Annotated in this window: 17 protein-coding genes; 10 read left to right on the top strand and 7 right to left on the bottom strand. The window is 50.1% G+C overall.

Going from position 1 to position 14,699, the window contains the following annotated elements:
* Window positions 1–31: 31 nt before the first annotated feature.
* The 5 genes from sufD to ACN4EK_RS09095 all read right to left on the bottom strand — a co-directional run bounded on the left by sufD (window position 32) and on the right by ACN4EK_RS09095 (window position 4,498).
* Window positions 32–1,366, bottom strand: a complete 1,335-nt coding sequence (sufD, locus tag ACN4EK_RS09115; RefSeq protein WP_431657524.1) for a Fe-S cluster assembly protein SufD — start codon at window positions 1,364–1,366, stop codon at window positions 32–34.
* Window positions 1,363–2,154, bottom strand: a complete 792-nt coding sequence (gene sufC / locus ACN4EK_RS09110; protein WP_431657523.1) for a Fe-S cluster assembly ATPase SufC — start codon at window positions 2,152–2,154, stop codon at window positions 1,363–1,365. Before sufC ends, sufD begins: the two co-directional genes overlap by 4 nt.
* Before the next feature lie 28 nt (window positions 2,155–2,182).
* On the bottom strand, window positions 2,183–2,617 hold the full coding sequence (locus ACN4EK_RS09105; RefSeq protein WP_431657522.1) for a clan AA aspartic protease: 435 nt from the start codon (window positions 2,615–2,617) through the stop codon (window positions 2,183–2,185).
* Entirely contained in the window at window positions 2,617–4,053 is a 1,437-nt protein-coding gene (gene sufB, locus ACN4EK_RS09100) for a Fe-S cluster assembly protein SufB (RefSeq protein WP_431657521.1), read from the bottom strand. The genes ACN4EK_RS09105 and sufB overlap by 1 nt, the downstream gene beginning before the upstream one ends.
* A gap of 82 nt (window positions 4,054–4,135) precedes the next feature.
* On the bottom strand, window positions 4,136–4,498 hold the full coding sequence (locus ACN4EK_RS09095) for a ferredoxin thioredoxin reductase catalytic beta subunit (protein ID WP_431657520.1): 363 nt from the start codon (window positions 4,496–4,498) through the stop codon (window positions 4,136–4,138).
* Window positions 4,499–4,653: 155 nt separating this feature from the next.
* Here ACN4EK_RS09095 and sufR point away from each other — a divergent pair, with 155 nt between their 5' ends.
* Genes sufR through ACN4EK_RS09080 form a run of 3 tightly spaced genes read left to right on the top strand, consistent with a single transcriptional unit; the run spans window position 4,654 to window position 6,251 of the window.
* The gene (gene sufR, locus ACN4EK_RS09090) at window positions 4,654–5,319 is read left to right on the top strand and encodes an iron-sulfur cluster biosynthesis transcriptional regulator SufR (protein WP_431657519.1); all 666 of its coding nucleotides are present in this window, start codon (window positions 4,654–4,656) and stop codon (window positions 5,317–5,319) included.
* A gap of 17 nt (window positions 5,320–5,336) precedes the next feature.
* Window positions 5,337–5,870 (top strand): hypothetical protein, encoded by a 534-nt coding sequence (locus ACN4EK_RS09085; protein ID WP_431657518.1) that lies wholly within the window; start codon window positions 5,337–5,339, stop codon window positions 5,868–5,870.
* Window positions 5,871–5,873: 3 nt separating this feature from the next.
* Window positions 5,874–6,251 (top strand): hypothetical protein, encoded by a 378-nt coding sequence (locus ACN4EK_RS09080; RefSeq protein WP_431657517.1) that lies wholly within the window; start codon window positions 5,874–5,876, stop codon window positions 6,249–6,251.
* 6 nt (window positions 6,252–6,257) lie between these two features.
* On the opposite strand, the gene ACN4EK_RS09075 is transcribed toward ACN4EK_RS09080, so the two are convergent.
* Complete coding sequence (locus ACN4EK_RS09075; protein ID WP_431657516.1) at window positions 6,258–7,049, bottom strand: DUF4058 family protein; 792 nt, start codon at window positions 7,047–7,049, stop codon at window positions 6,258–6,260.
* 194 nt (window positions 7,050–7,243) lie between these two features.
* Window positions 7,244–8,464: a phosphoglycerate kinase gene (locus ACN4EK_RS09070; protein ID WP_431657515.1), complete on the bottom strand. Its 1,221-nt coding sequence runs from the start codon at window positions 8,462–8,464 to the stop codon at window positions 7,244–7,246.
* A 248-nt stretch (window positions 8,465–8,712) separates the two neighbouring features.
* Between ACN4EK_RS09070 and ACN4EK_RS09065 the strand changes: the two genes are divergently transcribed.
* From ACN4EK_RS09065 to ACN4EK_RS09035, 7 genes are all read left to right on the top strand, one after another.
* A complete protein-coding gene (locus tag ACN4EK_RS09065) occupies window positions 8,713–9,120 on the top strand; it encodes a universal stress protein (RefSeq protein ID WP_431657513.1) in 408 nt (135 codons plus the stop codon).
* A 17-nt stretch (window positions 9,121–9,137) separates the two neighbouring features.
* Complete coding sequence (locus ACN4EK_RS09060; protein ID WP_431657512.1) at window positions 9,138–9,815, top strand: nuclease-related domain-containing protein; 678 nt, start codon at window positions 9,138–9,140, stop codon at window positions 9,813–9,815.
* A 304-nt stretch (window positions 9,816–10,119) separates the two neighbouring features.
* The gene (locus tag ACN4EK_RS09055; protein ID WP_431657511.1) at window positions 10,120–10,275 is read left to right on the top strand and encodes a hypothetical protein; all 156 of its coding nucleotides are present in this window, start codon (window positions 10,120–10,122) and stop codon (window positions 10,273–10,275) included.
* A 205-nt stretch (window positions 10,276–10,480) separates the two neighbouring features.
* On the top strand, window positions 10,481–12,463 hold the full coding sequence (cobJ, locus tag ACN4EK_RS09050; protein WP_431657510.1) for a precorrin-3B C(17)-methyltransferase: 1,983 nt from the start codon (window positions 10,481–10,483) through the stop codon (window positions 12,461–12,463).
* A gap of 50 nt (window positions 12,464–12,513) precedes the next feature.
* The gene (locus tag ACN4EK_RS09045) at window positions 12,514–13,086 is read left to right on the top strand and encodes a pentapeptide repeat-containing protein (RefSeq protein WP_431657509.1); all 573 of its coding nucleotides are present in this window, start codon (window positions 12,514–12,516) and stop codon (window positions 13,084–13,086) included.
* Window positions 13,087–13,098: 12 nt separating this feature from the next.
* Window positions 13,099–14,235 carry a 5-(carboxyamino)imidazole ribonucleotide synthase gene (locus ACN4EK_RS09040; RefSeq protein ID WP_431657508.1) on the top strand — a complete coding sequence of 379 codons (1,137 nt, stop codon included), beginning with the start codon at window positions 13,099–13,101 and terminating at the stop codon, window positions 14,233–14,235.
* A gap of 5 nt (window positions 14,236–14,240) precedes the next feature.
* Window positions 14,241–14,651: a hypothetical protein gene (locus tag ACN4EK_RS09035; RefSeq protein ID WP_431657507.1), complete on the top strand. Its 411-nt coding sequence runs from the start codon at window positions 14,241–14,243 to the stop codon at window positions 14,649–14,651.
* The last annotated feature ends 48 nt before the right edge of the window (window positions 14,652–14,699 follow it).

Genomic DNA, 14,699 nt, shown 5'->3' with positions numbered 1-14,699 from the left:
GTAACAACCGTAGAAGGATGGGCATCGGAGATCAAGCTTGTTGGAGGCGAACCAGAGACACCAGCCGATCGCGCAAGGAGGTGATGGGAATCTGGCTAATCACATCATAGGCAAAGGCGTAGATCAGCAGTTTACGGGCACTATCCGCATTAATCCCCCGACTTTGCAGATAGAAGACTTCATCGTTATCTAACTGGCTGACCGTAGCGCCGTGGGCACATTTAACGTTATCGGCGGTAATCTCTAACTGCGGCTTCGTATCGACTCTGGCTTTAGGGGATAGTAAGAGATTCCGACTGAGCTGCGCCGCATTGGTTAATTGAGCCGCTTTGGGTACAAAGATTTTGCCGTTAAACACCGCATGAGCGCGGTCATTGGCAATACATTTGTGGACTTGATTACTGGTACCGTGGGGTTTCGTGTAGGCGATCGTGCTGTGGGTATCTCCGACCTGTTCACCCGCAATCATGGTCAGACCATGCAAGTTGGTGTCGGTTTGTTCTCCGGTCTGGTAAACCTCTAGATTGTGCCGGGACAACCGACCGCCTAAGCTGACAGCGATGCCACTATACCGAGAATCTCGCGCCTGGGAAACCGCCGTTTTACCAATATGAAATGCCGCTTCACTGTCCCGCTGAATTCTAGTATGGCTAACCTGAGCGTTTTCCTCAATCCAGATTTCCGTCACGGGATTAGTGAAATACACCCCTTGATCGATCGCCACATAATCTTCAATCAGGGTTAGCTGACTCCCTGCTTCCGCAACTACCAAACAACGGGGATGAGCGATCGTCGCCTCTGTTCCAGTCGTGACAAATAACAGGTGAATTGGGACTTCTACCTGCTGATGACGCGGTACAAGGATGACAGCTGCATCCGTCATGCTGGCAGTATTTAGCACCGTAAAGACTTCTTCAGCACCGGGTTGTTTTGCCAGGTAATTCGCCAGTTTAGACTGGAGGGAGCCAACCGTCGCTAAATTCCCGATCGTTACCCCGGCTGGAAGATCCGCCGTTGCCGAAAGTTCCGGTGCATACTGACCATTGACAAAGACTAACCGACTATTTGCCGCTTCTGGCAAAAACCAGGCTTCCAGGTTAGCGGGAGCGATCGCCGTTGCTGCCTGAAAATTCACTAGTAACAGAGGCGACAAGTCGGTGAAGCGCCATTCTTCCTCTCTCGTCGAGGGAATGGCTAATTCCTGCACTCTTGCTGCTGCTTGATCACGAGTCGCTTGCAGCCAAGCATTCGATGCACTCAAGGGCGATCGCAGGTTGAGCAATTGAGTCAGATAAGCGGTGCGATCGACTTTAGTCGTAATCCCCAAATTCCCCACTTCGGGGACAGTAGACACTTGAATCGTCATCTTGCCCCTACCTCGATCGCCTCATCGTCGCGCACCCAGTCGTAGCCGCGTTCTTCCAATTCCAGTGCCAATTCCTTGCCGCCCGTGGTGAGAATGCGACCCGCTTCCATTACATGCACATAGTCTGGCGTGATGTAGTTGAGTAGGCGTTGATAGTGCGTAATCATCAATACGGCATTATCAGGGGTAGTGAGTTGGGTTACCCCGTTAGCGACAATCTTCAGCGCATCAATATCTAAACCAGAATCGATTTCATCTAAGATCCCCAGCTTAGGCTCTAGCAATGCCATTTGTAGAATCTCATTGCGTTTTTTCTCACCGCCAGAGAAGCCTTCATTCACACTGCGACTGAGGAATGCCTGATCCATTTTCAGCAACCCTAACTTAGTCTGCACTAACTCATCAAAGTCAAAGGCATCCAGTTCTTCCAACCCTTGGTGTTGGCGACGGGCATTGTAGGCGACTCGCAGAAAATCCAGGTTACTCACACCCGGAATTTCCAGGGGATATTGAAAGGCGAGGAAAACCCCTGACTTGGCGCGATCGTCCGGTTCCAAATCCAGCAAGTTTTGTCCTAAAAATTCGACCGTTCCACCGGTGACCGTGTAATCAGGATGTCCGGCTAGAATCTTGGAAAAGGTACTTTTTCCAGAACCATTTGGTCCCATGATCGCGTGGATTTCCCCGGCTTTAATTTCCAGGTTTAACCCCTTCAAAATTGGCGTACCATCCACGTCGGCGGTCAAATCCCGTACCGCCAAAATCACTTCACTATTCTCCCGAATCACGCGATCCCTCCTCCCTGCTTATTTCAATTCACATCAGCAATACTTTGGCAACCTCTGGACTGTCCGGGTTGACAATCAACCGTTCTCGTTTAGGGTCAATTAGGACATCCATTCCTTCCATGGGAATGGCTCCTAGCAAGACTTTGGTACTATCTGGAACTACCAGAGCTTCAACCGTTGTCCGACGATTTGCAAATCGCACTTCCACTGGTCCCACCACCTCTAGTTTCAGGCTGGCACCATTGGCTAACTCCGCTTCAATCTCGCTCACTGGCGACAAGTGCAACTGGGTTTTGATGAATTCTGGAATTGCCAGCATCGTTGCTCCACTGTCTACTAAAGCGCTGACAGTACAGCGATGAATTTGTTCATTAGACAAATAACCCGCTCGAACCAATGCCAGGTCATCCCCACGCACTAGCTCAATCTCTGCATAGACTAATCCCATGCTGGCAGAACTCATTACCCTACACTACCTTCTAGCTTCAGGCTCAACAGGCGATCGGCTTCGACCGCAAATTCCATTGGCAGTTGGTTAAACACGTCCTTACAGAAGCCGCTAATCATCATGGAAATCGCGTCTTCGGCGGAAATGCCACGTTGCTGGAAGTAGAACAATTGGTCTTCGCCAATCTTGGACGTAGAAGCTTCGTGTTCTACTTTGCCGCTATTATTCTGCACCTGGATGTAGGGGAAGGTATTGGCTTGGGCATTGTCGCCAATCAGCATCGAGTCGCATTGGGAATAGTTACGCGCCCCCGTGGCTTTCGGTCCAATTTTGACTAAGCCGCGATAGCTGTTTTTCGATTGTCCTGCCGAAATTCCTTTGGAAATAATCGTGCTGCGGGTGTTTTTGCCGATGTGGATCATCTTCGTACCGGTATCGGCTTGTTGGTGGTGATTGGTTAGCGCCACCGAGTAGAATTCACCGACTGAGTTATCACCGACTAAGACGCAACTGGGATACTTCCAGGTAATCGCTGACCCGGTTTCCACCTGCGTCCAGGAAATCTTGGAATTCACGCCCTGACACAGACCGCGTTTGGTGACGAAGTTATAAATCCCGCCTTTGCCATTTGCATCTCCGGCATACCAGTTCTGGACGGTGGAATATTTGATTTCAGCATTATCCAACGCCACCAGTTCCACCACTGCCGCATGGAGCTGGTTACTGTCATACATCGGTGCGGTACAGCCTTCCAGATAGCTGACCGAGCTACCTTCGTCTGCCACAATCAGCGTCCGCTCGAACTGTCCCGAATCGCCATTATTGATCCGGAAGTAGGTAGACAGTTCCATTGGGCATTTCGTGCCTTTGGGAATGTAGACAAAGGAGCCATCGCTAAACACTGCCGAGTTGAGCGCGGCGAAGTAGTTATCCGCGATCGGCACGACACTACCCAAATATTTCTGCACCAACTCGGGATGTTCTCTCAACGCCTCTGAGATGGAACAGAAAATCACTCCTTGTTCCGCCAGCTTTGCTTTAAAGGTAGTGGCAACGGAAACACTATCAAAGATGGCATCCACTGCCACGTTCGTGAGACGCTTCTGTTCAGACAGGGGAATTCCTAGCTTTTCAAACGTATCCAGCAACTCTGGATCGACCTCATCCAAACTCTGTTTCTTCTCCTTCACCTTGGGAGCCGAGTAGTAGATGATGTCCTGATAATCGATCGCAGGATAGGTCGCATGTTGCCAGGTCGGTTCCGTCATCTTCAGCCATTGGCGATAGGCTCGCAGGCGAAACTCCAGCATAAATTCCGGCTCTTCTTTCTTCGCCGAAATTAGCCGAATCATGTCTTCATTTAGCCCCCGAGGAATCGTATCGGATTCAATATTGGTAACAAATCCGTATTTATAGGGCTGATTGACGAGGTTCTGAACAGTTGCGCTCATCGGTAGTGTTCTCTCAAGATCGAATGGGGATTTTAGATAGCGAGTTTGGTACGTTCACACACCAAACCCGCCGATCGAAAACCTAGTACTGATTGGTGACTGCCCGGATTTGCTCGATATCAATGTCTTGACTGTCACCCGCAAAGTCGTTATCGGGGGTGAGGAAGAGCATACAGTGGCATTCTTTGCGCTCCCGCATGGGGACACAGGGACAATTCCAGTAGGCGGCTGCCGCCTCCGCTTGCTTGTCTTCGTAGTGCCGACAGGGACACAGGGGTGCCCCTAGTTCATCCTTATGCTTAGCCAGTCCCTCGATGACCACAGCCGTAACCCCAGGATCAACGCAGAAAAACGTACCTGTGCGCTTGGCATAGGTTTCTGAGAAGTTCCTCATGGCTTCGAGGCTTTTTTCGGACGCTTGTTTAGTCTGAGTCTCTGAATTCATGCGGCAGGACGACAATATGAGGATCGGATTCTATATAATTAAAACAACACGATTGTTGTTTAACTTCATTGTAAGGTACTTTAGCAACAATGCTGTTGTTTAATTAAAATTTTGATGGCGGATTTTTGTCTGTCAGCTTTATCTCTGGAAACAGAATGACGACGACTCACCAGCCCTCGACCAAACAAGACATTCTACATCACCTCTTGAAGCAGGGACGGGCAACTGCACAGGAGTTGGCTGAAACGTTGCAAATCAGTCCCCAAGCCATTCGCCGCCACCTCAAGGATCTGGAAACCGAGGGGTTGATTGACCATGAGGTGATTCACGCGGGTATGGGTCGTCCCAACTACCTCTATGCCCTCAGTGCTGCCGGTCGATCGCAGTTTCCTGATCGTTATGATGATTTTGCCGTTTCTCTATTAGACACCCTAGCGGAGACGGTTGGGAAGGATCAGGTCGGCTCAATTTTGCGGAAGCAATGGGAACGTAAGGCGATGGAATACCGCGATCGCATTGGGCAGGGCACGTTGAAGGAGCGCGTTGCCCGGTTGGTGGAGTTACGCCGGATTGAAGGCTATATGACCGAGTGGTATGCCGTGGATGATGCTAATGCGACGATCGCCACAGATGCCGACGATCGATTTATTCTGACGGAATATAATTGCGCCATTTCGCATATTGCCGAATCTTTTCCCAGTGTTTGTGGGCATGAATTAGAAATGTTTGCCGTCGCTCTGGATTGCTCGGTGCAACGCACCCATTGGCTTGTCAATGGCGAACATCGCTGTGGCTATTTGATTCAGCCGAATGCCTCCTGACTCAGCAAGGTGAGTAGATGTCCTTGAGCCAGCGAATTGCCGGAATCTTCCTTGGGGTTACAGCTACGGCTGTGGGTGGTTTCCTACTTTCCACGGTGTTAGGCAACTTTATCAGTGCGGTGGAAACCGCCAACCATCAAGTTGAAACAGTTGGCAAGGTTGTTGCCTTACGCAAAGAAAAAGTCTGGCAACCAGGACGACGATCGACGGTTTGGCAGCAAAATAAATCCGTCACGAAGCAGTGTCCAGTGTTCCAATTTCAGCCTCAAACTGGAAAGCCGGTGCAGTTAATGGATTGTTTTCTCACCCCGTTAAAAATTGGGGACTCGGTTTATATCACCTATGATTCTAGAAATCTTGGTTCCGCCAGAGCTTCTGGGATCATGTACTCTACTGAGCATAGCCAAACCGTATTTTTTAGTGGCATTCCGGTAGCGGGTGCTGGCTTCATTATCCTGCTGGGTGTTGGAAGAACCTTATTTGATGTGATTGGATTAATCCACGATCGCCGCTCGGCTAAACAGAATTTATCAGATGAATTTAAGGAGTAGTTGATGCAACCACCAACCGAATTTCTGACTCCCGAAGAATGTGCCGAAGTCGATAAAGCTCTGCTGACTTCACATGATAAATTCACGGCTAGAGTCGCCATTTACGCTTTACGATCGCTGAAACAAATTGCCGCTCAATCGAATTGCGCGATCGCGGATTTGACTCCCGAACAAATTGAAGATTGGATTTATCAAGATCCGAGTTTACAACAGGGGATCGATCGGCAATTCAAACAATTTTTCTCCCGTTTAGTGATCTCCTCTCGGAAACCATTAGAACAAACCGCGACAGAAACAAAAACTAAGATTGAAGACTTAACGATTCCCCAAGTTGTTACCTGGTTTGAACACCAAGCAAAACTTAAGCTCGATCGAAACTAAAGATTATTACGAGCGAAGTTGTTGGTGTTTCAGTAAAGTTTCCAGCCAAATTTGACTCGATTCATTCAGGGTCGGAATCGGGTCAGAAGTATAATCGATCGCTAAGTCAAATCCTGCCCGTTCATAAACTTCTTGTAAGAGGGTTTGTACGTCAACAGTCGGTTCAGTATCCTCTGGACGGAGGGGTAACGAAAAGGTCGGAATCGGATCGGGTAAGTTAAAGGCATACAGATCTGCGGTTGGGCGATCGTCACTGCGGCTAACTAGAATTCGGTAATCCGATCGCACCTGTGCCCCCACAACTGGCATTGGTTGTCCCTCTCGCAGCAAATCAATTTCCACTAGATGAGTCAGACTACTTAAAATCTCCTGGCGCTTATTTTCATAAGCTCTGCGCCCTTCTCCCGATCGCTTATTTTTAGGGGAAAGTAATTCAATGACAGTAATGACCGCCTGGGTTCCCACTTCTCGCACCGCTAAATAGCGTTCTCGAACTTCTTCCAACATCGGTACAGTCACTTTAGTGGGGGCGATCGAGGGCACAGCCACAGTGATCATTGCCGCCTTTGCTGGTGTTTCTGTCGCAGAAGTGCGTTTGACCGACACATCTGGAATGCCGACTAACAACGCTTCATCACTGGCACTTTGGTAAACCCGTTGTTCGACAGCCACTCGATATTTTGGACGCAAATAAGGTGTTAAAGCATCTGCGATCGCCACAATTAGTCGAGCATGAACTTCCGCCCATAATTGTGGCTGTTCAAGATAGGGATTCATCCCTGGAAAAGGAGACGACATAAGTAGAAATCAAGAGCTTATAGTCAATCGTATCCAATGGTCGCTGAGGGGCGATCGCACTCAAGAAAAACCCCTCATTTTTCTACTATGACCTGAGTGGACACCGTAGAACAATGAGGGAGCGGAGTAACGCTTCAGAGAGATTTGTATCCGGTTAGCAATCCCACCTTGCCACAACAAAATGGGCTGCGAATTTACGCCTCATCCAGAGCCGCAATTCCAGGTAGTTCCTTGCCTTCCAGAAGTTCTAAGCTGGCACCGCCACCGGTAGAAATGTGGCTCATTTGCTCGGCGACACCCACCTTTTCAACTGCCGCTACGGAGTCGCCACCGCCAATAATCGTGGTGGTTCCAGTTTTGGTCAGGTCTGCCAGTGTCCGAGCAATTCCTTCCGTACCTGCCGCAAACTTATCAAACTCAAACACACCCATGGGACCATTCCAGATCACGCTCTTGCAGCTCGATAGCGCTTCTTGGAAAACCTTCACCGAGTCGGGTCCAATATCCAGTCCCATCCAGCCGTCGGGAATCGCTTCCACGCTCACGGTTTGAGAGTTGGCATCAGCAGCGAAGTTGTCTGCTACCACGACATCAGTCGGCAGCAACAGTTCTACACCCTTCTCTTTGGCTTTCGCTTCCAGAGTTTTCGCCAGTTCCAGAAATTCGTCTTCCACCAGCGACTTACCGACACTCAGACCACGCGCTTTATAGAAGGTGAAGATCATGCCACCGCCGATCAGCAGCTTATCTACTTTTTCTAGCAGGGTTTCGATCACGGTGATTTTGCTGGAAACTTTAGAACCACCGATGATTGCCGCTAACGGACGCTGAGGAGTTTCGATCGCCGCTTGCAAATACTTCAGTTCTTTCTCGATCAGGAAGCCAGCCACCGAAGGCTTGAGGTAGTGAGTCACCCCTTCGGTAGAAGCGTGGGCGCGGTGAGCCGTTCCAAAGGCATCGTTGACATAAAGATCGGCAACCGAGGCAAGTTGCTTGGCAAATTCGGGATCATTCTTTTCTTCACCGGGATGGAAGCGGACATTCTCCAGCAGGAGCACATCCCCGTTCTGCATTGCCGCTACTTTCGCCGCCACATCATCGCCAATACAATCATCGGTCTTCGTGACGGGCTTACCGAGCAGTTCCGACAACCGATTGGCAACCGGAGTCAACCGAAACTTGTCTGCCACCCGTGAGGCAAAATCATCACCCTTGGGACGACCGAAGTGGCTGCTGAGAATCACCTTGGCACCCTTAGAGGTCAATTCTTGAATGGTGGGCAGAGCGGCACGAATCCGCGTATCGTCAGTAATATTAAGCTGTCCATCTAAAGGAACGTTAAAATCTGCCCGGACGAGAACCCGCTTTCCAGATAAGTCAGCAGACGATAAGTTTGCTACAGTCTTCTTGGGCACCGAACCAACCTCCTGAATAAGTCTTTTTACCTATTTGTATTTTCCATGATTTTGAGCCATCAGGAAATGAGTAATTGAAATATTTCTTAAAAAATCTCCAAGCTGGAGTTATTGATCCGGGGTCAAACCCCGCTGCTCTGGTTCAGCGATAACCCCTGATTATGAGAAATCGATCGCGACTCCTACAATGACTAATCAGAGCGAATGCACCGACCTAAAGTTTTACTGATCACTGGGAGATACCTGTCATGTTTAAAACGATCCTGTTCCCGATCGACCAAAGCCGAGAATCGCGGCAAGCTGCCGAAACCGTGGCTGAGTTGGTCAAATTCCATAACAGTCGCCTGATTATTCTGTCAGTGGTGGAAGATGCAGAAGAAGTGGCAGCGTCTGGCGATGTGATGGCTTCTCCTCAGGCGATCGCGGAATTATTAGAAAGTGCCAAAACTCTATTTTCCCAGCAGGGCATTGAATCGGAAGCGGTAGAACGGCAAGGGAAACCTGCCTTTACCATTTGCGATGTCGCCGATGAACTGGATGTGGATTTAATTGTGATGGGCTGTCGCGGCATGGGGTTAACCGAGGAAGGAGCCGCCGAAAGTGTCACAAATCGCGTGATTAATCTCTCACCCTGCCCCGTGTTGATTGTGCCGTAGCCATCTGGTGATGTGATATGCCCCGTGCCGGAAAAAATGTGCGCGTTTTGGCATTTCGTCGCCGGATCAAAGCGATGCAGTTCTTTTTGGCAACGGGTGTATTGCTGGTGCTTCCGATCGGTCTGTATTGGCTCGCCCAACAGCTATTTGCGATCGTTCGGTTAGCTAATGCTGCCACGATCGCCCCTTTAGTTTTCTGGCTATATCCCATCACTCTCGCGATCGCGGGATTTACCACCTTCCGAGGGGTTTACCTGTGGAAACGGGCAAACCATGCTGACCAAGGAGCCAGAGCCGAAGAAGAAATTGCCCACCTGCTAGAGTCCCTCAAGTCCCAGGGATGGCAGATTGAGTATGGTGTGCAGGATCGCCAGGTTGGTGATGTCGATGTGTTTCTGATTTCTCCTAAGGGCAAGGCTTACACGATCGATGTCAAATCCCATCGAGGCTATGTGTTTGCCCACCAGAATCAGCTTTATCGCAAGTTGGGACAGAGTACCATCTCGTTTGAAAAGGATTTTCTCAGTCAGGCAAAGCGCCAAGCCGTAGTAATGAAAGAACGACGCGGACTGAAATTTGTCACGCCAGTGATTGTGTTCTCCGATGCCACTGTGAAAATTATGGACAACCCGATCGCCGGAGTCCATGTCCTACATCGCCACAACCTATTGGACTGTTTACGCACACTGGAGTAAGACAAGAGTCTCGATCGCGAGCTTGATTATGTTTATATTGTCGAATGAATTGAAGTTGAGCAAACGGTCTGGTTACGGGTTCAGAAATTTTGACAATTTTCAGTTATGCTGCTTAATCTGCTGGCATTTAGCTGTTGATTAAGCATAACTCAGACGATAGAACCAGATCGATTGCAATTGTAAAGTTGATGTAAACCTTAGAGTATTTATTAGTAAAGTTGATTATTTCACTGAACTTAAATGGGTACATTGAGTTCAGTTCTATTAGCACTGTTTTCTTCGGTTAAACAGTCAAGGAGACAATATGCAAAATCTTTCTGTTCGGACAAAGAAATTTGCTGGTTTAGTCGTGTTGGGTCTAGCCGTACTTGGTCTAACGGCGGGTGCCGCCTGGGCACAGCAGGCATGTTGTGGATCAAACGCACCCTGTTGTGAAGAAAAAGCACCCTGTTGCGATTAATCGGGTGACTGGGGCAGAAAGTCTACAGAACAAGGGTAAATTTTCTGCCCACTGCTTAACCCTCAGTTATTGAATTACCCTTCCAGGCGCTACGAAATAGTGGCAGGGTAGAGGCTTTGCGATCGCACCTCCCTGACCAGATGAGTTGAATCGGGTTGGACTCTAGAGCGATACTGACAAAGCCGTTAGGAATCATGCAAGTATTTTGAGCCAGTCTGTTTTTCCAGCCTTTCAGCCGATCGCCCTGATAACCACAACACCGACCGGATTCCAAACCTTACAACGGTTGGGAGCGATCGGGACACTATGGTTGCCGGAAGCCATTGTTACTACCCACCCATCCGAAATTCTGCCCAATCAAACTATTCAGGTTTATACCGAGCCACTCAAAACCCTGCTGGCTAACCTGTGGTCATCGCATCAGGCATTCGTTTTCTGTTTATCAACCGGGGCAGTCGTTCGCTTAATCGCACCCTTGTTGCAAGACAAAGCCACCGATCCCGCCGTGATTGTGATTGATCAAGCGGGTCAGTTTGTGATCAGTGTATCCGGTGGTCATCAAGCCGGGGGCGATCGCTTGACGCAGGGAATCGCGCGGCAACTGGGAGCCACTCCGGTACTAACAGGGGCGGCAAATCATTTGAACTTACCTGGCATTGATATTCTGGGAGAGCCGTTTGGTTGGGTCAAAGGTAGGGGTGACTGGACGGGGGTGAGTGCCGCGATCGCCCGTCAATTACCTGTAGAAGTGATCCAGGAAACCGGATCAACCCTCTGGCAATCCCATTTACCTGCCGAGCATCCGTTTCAGTTTGGCTTCCCAGAACATACGGCGACTGACCAGGAAACCCGACCCACTCCCGCCGCCCGAATTTGGATCTCACCCCTACAACGGCAATTTGCGACTGACTCCAATTTTCCTAAAGTCCAGTGGCATCCCAGAGTCCTGTGGGTCGGGATCGGCTGTGAACGAGGGACACCCAAAACCGTAATTGCCCAAGCCATTCAGCAGGTGTTTCAAGCCCACCATCTAGCAGAAGCCGCGATCGCAGGTATTGCCACGATCGACCTGAAAGCCGATGAAGTCGGTTTGCTGGAATTCTGCCAGGAGCGACAGTTACCGCTGCGCTGCTTTACCGCCGATACCTTAGCGACGATTCCCGTTCCCCATCCCTCCTCTATTGTTGAAGCCGAAGTCGGGACTCCCAGTGTGGCGGAGGCTGCCGCGATCGTGGCTAGTTGGGGAGATAGGGGAGATAGGGTAACTCCTCTTGGCTCCTCATCCTCCTCACTGTCCTCATCCCCCTCACCTCCCTCACCCTCCCCATCCTCCTCACCACTCCGCGTCACCAAACAGATCTTCCGTCTAGAAGGACAGCCCGGAGCCGTGACGATCGCGATCGCCCAGGCAGATCAGGAATACACCGGACGAATCGGTAAACTCTGGCTAGTGGGAACGGGACCGGGAGAATTAGCCCAAATTACGCCAGCCGCTCAAACCGCGATCACGCAAGCCGATGTGGTGATTGGTTACTCTCTGTATATTGATCTGATTCGATCGCTATTCCGTCCGGGGCAAATTGTTGAAGCACTACCGATTACTCAAGAGCGGCAGCGAGCCGAACGGGCGATCGCCTTGGCGCAGTGGGGTTTAACCGTGGCGGTTGTCTCGTCGGGGGATTGTGGGATTTACGGCATGGCAGGATTAGTGCTGGAACAACTACGGGCGCAGGACTGGGACGGGCAAACGCCAGAGGTGCAAGTATTTCCTGGAATTACCGCCCTCCAAGCGGCAGCCTCTCGCGTCGGTGCGCCGTTGATGCATGATTTTTGTGCCATTAGTTTGAGTGATTTGCTGACTCCGTGGAATGTGATCGAAAAACGGTTACAGGCAGCGGCTCAGGCAGATTTTGTTGTGGCATTGTATAACCCGAAATCTCAAACTCGGACGGAACAAATTGCGATCGCCCAACGCATCTTTCTTCAGCATCGTGATCCGCAAACTCCGGTAGCTCTGGTTCGTTCCGCCTATCGTGCCACTGAGCAGATTACCCTGACGACGTTAGGAGAATTGCTCAATCAACCGATCGATATGCTGACGACTGTATTAATCGGCAATCAAAGCACTCGCCGCCATGCCGATTGGCTGATTACTCCTCGCGGTTATTTGGGATTTGACCCAGAGTAAACACTTGCTTCTACACTGAGAAAGGTTAGGTGTCTCAAAACTAAACACTCATGATGGCTGTAGTTTTCCAGTTTGTGCGATCGCGTCTTCTCGGATTGATGGCTACGTTACTAACAATGGCTGTCATGTTCTTGGTGAATTTCACTTATGTCCTGCCTGCACAAGCGGCGGCAAGTTCAGCGGCAGTCGGAAGAACCTTTTCCCAGCAATATGCTCCCCCAGCAGCCTATGACAGTGCAGAATTGACCGGAGAGGATTTTTCGGGACAGGAATTGCGAACAGCAGAGTTTGCCAACGCCAATTTGAATGGGGCAAATTTTACAAAGGCGAATCTGGAAGGGGCAGTCTTTAGTGCTTCAGCGATCGCGGATGCGACGTTTCATCAAGCCAATTTGAATCAAGCCATGATGGACACGATTCGGCTGATGCGGGTCGATTTAAGTGATGCGATTCTGACCAATGCCATGATGTTGCGGACGGAATTCCGGGATGTCAATATCACTGGAGCCGATTTTACGGATGCCATTTTGGACAAATATCAACTGAAGCAACTCTGTGCGATCGCCAGTGGGACGAATTCTGTGACTGGCGTAGATACACGAGACTCTTTGGGCTGTCGGTAAGGAATACAGGTTATGGTGCAACGAGTTGGGGTGATTGGCGGCGGACAATTAGCCTGGATGATGGCAGGAGCCGCCACGAAGTTAGGGGTGGAATTAGTGGTGCAAACTCCAGCCACTTCTGATCCGGCTGTGACGATCGCGGCAAATACGGTGCTGGCTCCGGTCGCTGATGCCGCTGCGACTGCCCAACTCGCGGCACAAACCGAAGTGATTACCTTTGAAAATGAATTCGTTGATCTGGTGGCTTTATCAGCATTAGCCGATCGCGGTGTTTGCTTCCGTCCCAAGTTGTCTGTTCTACAGCCATTGCTAGACAAGTTTGATCAACGGTCTTATTTGCAGAATTTGGGGTTGCCAACTCCTAAGTTCTGGGCATTTAATCCGTCAGATGAGGGAGATAAGGAAGTGTTCTGGTCATTTCCGATCGTCCTGAAAACGCGGCGGCATGGCTATGACGGACAGGGGACATTTATTCTCAGAAATCAGGCAGAGTTACAGGCAACGATCGAGCGGTTGCCTCATGTGCCTCTGTTAGTAGAGGAATTCGTGCCCTTCGATCGAGAGTTAGCGGCGATCGCAGCGAGATCGGTCACTGGTGAAATTGCTCTATACCCGATCGTCGAAACGCAGCAAGAACAGCAAGTCTGTCGGCGGGTATTTGCGCCAGCGTCAGTCTCCCCATCTGTGCTCACACAAGTCGAGGCGATCGTCCGGACACTGCTTACGGGTCTGGATGCGGTGGGCATCTTTGGGATTGAATTATTCCTTACTAAGGACGATCAGGTACTGGTGAACGAAATTGCCCCCCGTACCCACAACTCCGGTCACTTTACTCTGGATGCCTGTACTACATCTCAGTTTGAACAACATCTCCGGGCAGTGAGTGGTTTACCGTTAGGCGATCCAGCCATGCGATCGCCTGCCGCTGTCATGGTCAATCTCTTGGGCTATGAACACTCCCAGAGCGATTACCTGAGCCAACGCCAGCAGTTAGCGGCACTACCGGGAGCACATGTTCACTGGTATGGCAAAACAGAATCCCGACCGGGACGTAAATTAGGGCATGTCACGGTTTTATTACCTGAGAACGATCGGTCGCAATTGGATCAGGTTGCGGCGGCGATCGAATCAATTTGGTACACCTCCTAACCCAAATGCCCCCTCTAAGTCAGCCCAAACGGTCTTGGTTACTTCTGATCATCAGCTTTCTCTGGGCGTTCTTGACTGGAGTATTTTTAACGCTACCGAGCTTGCAGGGGATCCAGTGGATTGCCTTTGTCGTCGCGATCGTGTTTTCTGCGGCGGTCAGCTATCTGGGGCGTAAAGGGCTGTGGCTAGGTATAGGGTTCACGCTGGTGGTGTGCTACCGCATTGCTGGGTTGGGCGAACCTGCGATCGTCATTTACATGGTTGGCATGACGATAGGACTGAACTTTGTTCTATTCAGTGCTACCGCCAAACAACTCCGGCAAAGGCATAGTTCAGCCAAAACTTTTTTCCAATTAACCATAACTTCTTTGAGCGCTTTAGGGTTAGGTTGGCTAGCTGGAGCCCTAGGAGGCTGATTTCATCGAACTTTTACTAATCCCGACTAAATTTATCGGGTATGTTTG

The sequence above is a fragment of the Pantanalinema rosaneae CENA516 genome, from assembly GCF_050753385.1.
GTDB lineage: Bacteria > Cyanobacteriota > Cyanobacteriia > Leptolyngbyales > Leptolyngbyaceae > Pantanalinema > Pantanalinema rosaneae.
The sequence above is the reverse complement of the archived record's forward strand: the minus strand, read 5'-3'. Positions and strand labels throughout refer to the sequence as shown.

Excerpts from the sequence above, each read along its gene's own strand:
- ACN4EK_RS09095 (WP_431657520.1), bottom strand. The coding sequence starts at position 4,498 with ATGAATTCAGAGACTCAGACTAAACAAGCGTCCGAAAAAAGCCTCGAA.
- sufB (WP_431657521.1), bottom strand. The coding sequence starts at position 4,053 with ATGAGCGCAACTGTTCAGAACCTCGTCAATCAGCCCTATAAATACGGA.
- ACN4EK_RS09105 (WP_431657522.1), bottom strand. The coding sequence starts at position 2,617 with ATGAGTTCTGCCAGCATGGGATTAGTCTATGCAGAGATTGAGCTAGTG.
- ACN4EK_RS09075 (WP_431657516.1), bottom strand. The coding sequence starts at position 7,049 with ATGTCGTCTCCTTTTCCAGGGATGAATCCCTATCTTGAACAGCCACAA.
- ACN4EK_RS09045 (WP_431657509.1), top strand. The coding sequence starts at position 12,514 with ATGATGGCTGTAGTTTTCCAGTTTGTGCGATCGCGTCTTCTCGGATTG.
- sufR (WP_431657519.1), top strand. The coding sequence starts at position 4,654 with ATGACGACGACTCACCAGCCCTCGACCAAACAAGACATTCTACATCAC.
- sufD (WP_431657524.1), bottom strand. The coding sequence starts at position 1,366 with ATGACGATTCAAGTGTCTACTGTCCCCGAAGTGGGGAATTTGGGGATT.
- ACN4EK_RS09085 (WP_431657518.1), top strand. The coding sequence starts at position 5,337 with ATGTCCTTGAGCCAGCGAATTGCCGGAATCTTCCTTGGGGTTACAGCT.
- ACN4EK_RS09040 (WP_431657508.1), top strand. The coding sequence starts at position 13,099 with ATGGTGCAACGAGTTGGGGTGATTGGCGGCGGACAATTAGCCTGGATG.
- ACN4EK_RS09080 (WP_431657517.1), top strand. The coding sequence starts at position 5,874 with ATGCAACCACCAACCGAATTTCTGACTCCCGAAGAATGTGCCGAAGTC.
- ACN4EK_RS09060 (WP_431657512.1), top strand. The coding sequence starts at position 9,138 with ATGCCCCGTGCCGGAAAAAATGTGCGCGTTTTGGCATTTCGTCGCCGG.
- ACN4EK_RS09065 (WP_431657513.1), top strand. The coding sequence starts at position 8,713 with ATGTTTAAAACGATCCTGTTCCCGATCGACCAAAGCCGAGAATCGCGG.
- ACN4EK_RS09035 (WP_431657507.1), top strand. The coding sequence starts at position 14,241 with ATGCCCCCTCTAAGTCAGCCCAAACGGTCTTGGTTACTTCTGATCATC.
- ACN4EK_RS09055 (WP_431657511.1), top strand. The coding sequence starts at position 10,120 with ATGCAAAATCTTTCTGTTCGGACAAAGAAATTTGCTGGTTTAGTCGTG.